General features: G+C 52.8%; 5 protein-coding genes. All 5 read right to left on the bottom strand.

Annotation, left to right across the window (positions count from 1 at the left end; translation table 11 throughout):
* The coding region (locus tag ACTF5Z_RS08365; RefSeq protein ID WP_438985241.1) for a DUF3604 domain-containing protein at positions 1-1,811 on the bottom strand (1,811 nt) is incomplete at its 3' end.
* An 18-nt stretch (positions 1,812-1,829) separates the two neighbouring features.
* The gene (locus ACTF5Z_RS08360) at positions 1,830-2,846 is read right to left on the bottom strand and encodes a glutathione S-transferase N-terminal domain-containing protein (RefSeq protein WP_438985240.1); all 1,017 of its coding nucleotides are present in this window, start codon (positions 2,844-2,846) and stop codon (positions 1,830-1,832) included.
* 56 nt (positions 2,847-2,902) lie between these two features.
* Positions 2,903-3,808 carry an NAD-dependent epimerase/dehydratase family protein gene (locus ACTF5Z_RS08355; RefSeq protein ID WP_438985239.1) on the bottom strand — a complete coding sequence of 302 codons (906 nt, stop codon included), beginning with the start codon at positions 3,806-3,808 and terminating at the stop codon, positions 2,903-2,905.
* 120 nt (positions 3,809-3,928) lie between these two features.
* Positions 3,929-4,846 (bottom strand): thiamine-phosphate kinase, encoded by a 918-nt coding sequence (gene thiL, locus ACTF5Z_RS08350; RefSeq protein ID WP_438985238.1) that lies wholly within the window; start codon positions 4,844-4,846, stop codon positions 3,929-3,931.
* A 63-nt stretch (positions 4,847-4,909) separates the two neighbouring features.
* Positions 4,910-5,299 (bottom strand): transcription antitermination factor NusB (gene nusB / locus ACTF5Z_RS08345; RefSeq protein WP_438985237.1); only part of this gene is annotated, 390 nt, incomplete at its 5' end.

The raw sequence follows: 5,299 nt of genomic DNA, 5'->3' as shown, positions 1-5,299 counted from the left end.
CCCAAAGTTTTAGCGTCGTAAGTCGACCATCTCGGTGTGGGTATCTCGAGCACGCGGGCATAGTAAAACGCGTGTTGTTCCGGATTGTATTCGGGGTCTTGCCACGTGCCACTTAACTGCGGGCTACCGATGGTGTTAGTGTAAGTCGCTGAAGTGACGTCCACCGTGTTTCCAACACTGTTAGGTTGCGCGGTATCAGATTTGGCTTCGCGACTAGGAGAGAGCGCTACATCAAAAATCTTCTCGTGTGACTTACCTTTATTGTCCACCCAGCCTTTAATGATTTGGATACGGTCCAAGTTGGCGGCTAAAGCGTCCTTACTGGCGTGCACGATGAAAGTGGGGTTTCGGTCGTCTCTGGCAGTAAGCTTGCCACCCATCGGGACGCCTTTAGCGTATGCACTTTTGATCCAATTGGGATCGGACAATAAGTCATCGTCTAGATTAAACCCCGCAAAAAAGCGTACCTGAATCCGCGTGCCCGATGTCGCATAGGTTTCTTTTGCGCGCATGGCATCAAATAACTCGTCGCGCGTATTCTCGCGGGCCCATATCGCGGCTAGACCTGCCGCTCCCCAGCGCTCAGCGCGCTGTGCCTCTTCGGGTAGCAGGTACATTTGTTTTAAGCGAATGGCAGCACTGCCATCGAGTAAGGGCAGTTTGCCGTGGTAGTTGTCTTCTTCGATTGGTGAGCTGGCATTATGTCCATCACTGGAGCCAATCACACCAAAGCGATAGGGGTTGTAGTTACGTTCGTGAGCAAATTCGATGCCGGTGCGAAGAGCGTCGCGCATGTAGCTGCCCCTGGGCTTAGAGTTTTGTGTTTCACGCCCCAACATCTGGTTGACGATTTCAAAATCAGCGAAGGGGTCATTGGGTGAAAGTGTAGGGTGAGTTTCGGAGCTCCCCTTTACCTGAAAGATTTCGCTAATGGGCTCGTTGGCGATTCGGCGCTCGGCATACTCTGGCGTTATTGGCTCGCCTAGGTAAGTCGTGGTTTCGTACATGCGGCCATTACTCACGTTGCCATTGTGTGGGATGGCGATATTATCAAGGCCTTGCTTTCTCTGAGCCTCAAGCGCACTCCAAAGGTCTTCGGGATTCTCTGAATCGAGCGAGCTAAATGGCACCCTTGGGCCTCTGTTGCCGCGGTAAATCACATTGCGATGAAGGTTCTCGGCATTGGGCATAGAGCTCCACTCGTACCCGATGAAGGCGGTAAAGCGCCCGGGGTCATTATGCCTTTCGGCGGCTTCGATGGTGTTTTGCCACGTGGTCTGCACGATTTCGTCGACGTTGTCTATTTGCAGATCTTTCAGACTAAAACCCGGCGCGATTCTCAGAAATAACCAGGTATTCAGCAAGCGCCCGTCCTCAAGCAACCTCTCGCGAATCGAGCGCTTGGCAAGGATGGTGTCGGGTACCGCCTCGCGCACCACACCCAAAAACTCGGAGTGATCGGTCACCGCCGCAAAATCAAGCGGCTCCTTAAGGCGTATGGCGGTTCCGAGGGGGTGTTTGATCGTCCCGCCTTTGGCAAAAGTATAGGCGTCATCGGGCAGACCGCGAACTCCCATGGTGTAGGCATCAGTAGAGTAAGAAGTGTGAATGTGCAGATCGCCAAAGAATACATTTTTGGTGGGTGACGCAGGCGTGGCGGGTTTTGCGGGCGTCGCCAGCATTGAAGATTCGTCGTATTCGGGATACAAACTTGGATCTTCTACAGGGCTGCACGCACTAATGAGTAACAGACTCAACAGCGCGCATACCGGTCTAGACAAAGAAAAGCTACTGTATCGTGGCGTCAGCATGATGTTGCCTTTGTTCAATTAGCCCGTGACCAATGGTTCACATCCGGTTCCGTTCAGGCAGTCGAGTACCTGCCGCTGGTGAATCTCTGGTAAGGCGACAAACTGATTACGCAGTGCTTTGATGCATTTAGCTTGATAGGGGAAGGGTTTCTGAACCCATTCTTCACCATCGACTCTGCATACGACTTGCTCGTGACCTTCGATGAGCGCTTTCGCATTTGCCAGCATGACCGGGACATACACGCGTCCAATCTCACTCAAGAGTGGCCGGAGTCGATCTTGCGCATCAGCAAGGGCCAAGAAGCCATCGTCGGCAACAGTAATACCCGATAAATCGTCGATCCACTGAGTCCACGCGACAATCCGTGGAGCATTATGCATGGTCAGTTTTTGGGGGGTTGGATCAAACAGCGCTAACTGTGTGAGTTGTCCAAACAGCGCGAAATCGCCAGCGCCAGGTCTGCTACCCAGCAGAAACCGTTGTCCAGTGAGCGCCTTATCGAGTATGTCCAGCAAACGGTGATAGCTATCTTCAATCAATGGGCCGGTGGTTTGGTTTGACCCCACGACCCAAAGCCGATCAATTTGCCGTTGAGCAAACAGTTCGCCTCGGGCTTGTAGTTCCGTTTCAGAGAGTGTGGTGTTGCTCCAACGCGGCAATACCGCAGCGGCTTGCTCGGCGTCAGCCTGATACGCCCAACGGTAGTGGAACATGGGCTTGGTCAGCCACTCGTCGGCGTAGTCTTCAATGAGTGCGTCGATAAATGCTAGCGCTGGATCATTAGGGCGTACCTTTCGTTCAGTGTGGCGCGCATCAAGCTCGCTGATTAGGGGGGTGCTGTCAAATCGAGCGTGATCCTCGCCCGGAAACACCAAATAGGGGATAACAGGTACCTTAGGTCTAGGGAGTGCTTCATCTTCTGCGGTGTATTGCGTAACGGTTCTATGCGGAATGCGGCGATACCTAAGTACCGCCAACATTTTACGGGTATAGGGTGACCCAGGCATGCCGGCAATGGTAAGCGTTTGGTTCATGCGTTTACTCCACTAGTGGGCTTGTTCGCTTACCTTACCATGCCGAACTAAAAGTGCTACGGGGTCAGGTCGACGATTTCTTTGACTAGGTCGGCAATTTGATTGCGCGGGTAATCAAGAACCGCCATGTCTTCGTCGCTCATGTCAAAGCTAACGGTTGCACCAGGGCCAGCGAACAGAATGATGTTTGGGAAGAAGGGGTGTTCTTCGTCACGAACTTCGAGCTCTACGGGGTTACCCGCGGCAGCAAACCAAAGTTCTAGGTATTCCTTCCAGCTGAGGTTTTCGTCGCCTATCAGATAACCTTTGCCGTTCTCGCCGTTTTCTAGCGCATTGCAGGTAGCGATGGCCAGCGAGTGAGTGCTGATGTGGTTGGTGCCACCTTTGGGTGCAAACACCGGCATGTCGGGGATATGACCACGTGAATAGTGCACCAATGCATCCAAATGCGGTGCGGAAACGCTTTCTAAATGACCTAGCACGAAGGGCGGGTTTAAGGCGCAAACGCTGAAGTTCTCGTCGGCTAGGGCTAGTGCACCTTGGGCAGCGTTGTGGCGTGAAGTGACGTAAGCGTCGACGCCAATCTGCTGTGGCGCGACCTGGGGGTAAAAGGTGCCAATCAATACCGATTTTTTGATACCCGCATCTTTTGCGGCTTGGAAAAAGCGTGGCACCGCAATATCGTTGGCCTGGGTGTAAAACGCCTCGGGTGTGATGGAGCCGTCTTGTGGGATGTTTCTGATATCCGCCGCTGCAGAGAACACCAGTGCATCGAAGCCTTGCAGGCGACCATCATCAATATTGTCGTAGATATAGTTTCCCTCTAGGTGTTTAAAACCAGCGAGTGGGCCAGAGTCGGCTGCTTTGCGCGACATAATGGTGACATCGTGTCCTCGCTTTTGCAGTTCTAAAGCGATAGTGCCGCCAATAAGGCCAGAGCCGCCAACAACCAATACCTTCATCGTGATTCCCTTCTCATGATTTGTGTCGTGTGTTGATGTAAACGAATTTTCCTCGAGTTTACATCGTCTGTTTGGGTGCCAGAAATCTAGCCACTAGAGAACCAACGATTAGAAACACCCCTAAAAGTGCGTGAACCCTTTGGCGTCAACCGGTTTGCCATCTACAGTAAGTGTCCGTTCCGTGACGACTAAACCAATGACCCTGCAGGTGTCTGGCGGAGTGATGCTTGCCGGTAGGGTAAAACAAAGCTGGTAGTCCTCGCCTGCGTGCAGGGCGAGCTCTAACGCGCGCTGATGACCCATGCTATCAAGTAAGGCTTGCGACAAGGGTATTTGACTCGACAAAAGCTCGGCGCCAATACCGCTGGCTGTTAGGATGTGATTCAAGTCTGCCAGTAAGCCATCGCTAATATCGATACAGCTGGTGGCGATGCCTGCCAGTTCTTGTCCCAATGCCAATTGCGGTTGGGGATAGCACCAAGCATCATGCAGAGCTTGATAGTGGTCGTCGTTGTCGATATCGAGTTCGCCAAGTTCTAGCGCTAGGCCTGCGCCTGCGTCTCCTAGTGTGTTCGATACGCAGATGACATCCCCGAGTTTGGCACCAGAGCGTTTAAGCACGTTTTGTGGTGCCACTGACCCGTGCACCGTAACGCTAATGCACAAAGGACCTTTGGTGGTATCGCCGCCCACTAAGGGGCAGTCGAAGATGTAAACGGCTTTGGTCACTCCTTCACTGAAGCTGCGCAGCCACCATTCGTCTTGCTCTGGTAGGGTAAGCGCTAGCGTCATGCCTAAGGGTTTGGCGCCCATGGCGGCCAAATCGCTGACCGCGCTGGCAATGCTGCGATAGGCGATGACTTCGGGTAGTGTGTGATCGCTAAAATGCACGTCAGCTACCGCTGTATCGACAGACACCACCAGGTGTTCACCCTCGGGGACACGCAGTAGTGCCGCATCGTCCCCCACGCCGAGTTCGACATTGCTGCCAAAGTCGAGACCGGTAAAGTAGGTTTTTATGAGGTCGAATTCGCCCATGGCGCTATCGTTAAGTAGTGACGTGGTTTTTGAACATGGGTTTAGGCATTTGCCTCAGCCCATCTACAAGCCAAGCTCGACAGTGCGCAGACCGCGGGCGGCTTTGTCTAGGACACCATTGATGTATTTATGACCGTCGGTCGCGCCGAATTTGCGGGTCAAAGATACCGCTTCGTTGATCACCACTTTAAAAGGCACGTCCAAGCGTTCTTTCAGCTCGAACAAGCCCATTCTTAGAATGGCCAGTTCGACAGCATCCAAATCATCCAACTTACGGTCGAGTAGCGGCTCTAAATAGGCGTCGATTGAGGCATGGGTTTTAACCACGCCGTGCAGCAAAGCCTGAAAATATTCGAGGTCAACGTGCGAAAAATCGTAGTCGATACGAAATTCTGCTTCGATATCGGTCGACGATTGCTCGTTCATATGCCAGCGATACAAGGCTTGCACTGT

It is taken from the genome of Aequoribacter sp. (genome assembly GCF_965659035.1).
Lineage (GTDB): Bacteria > Pseudomonadota > Gammaproteobacteria > Pseudomonadales > Halieaceae > Aequoribacter.
Note: the sequence above shows the minus strand (reverse complement) of the source record. Positions and strands in the feature narration are given on the sequence as shown.

Excerpts from the sequence above, each read along its gene's own strand:
- ACTF5Z_RS08360 (WP_438985240.1), bottom strand. The coding sequence starts at position 2,846 with ATGAACCAAACGCTTACCATTGCCGGCATGCCTGGGTCACCCTATACC.
- ACTF5Z_RS08355 (WP_438985239.1), bottom strand. The coding sequence starts at position 3,808 with ATGAAGGTATTGGTTGTTGGCGGCTCTGGCCTTATTGGCGGCACTATC.
- thiL (WP_438985238.1), bottom strand. The coding sequence starts at position 4,846 with ATGGGCGAATTCGACCTCATAAAAACCTACTTTACCGGTCTCGACTTT.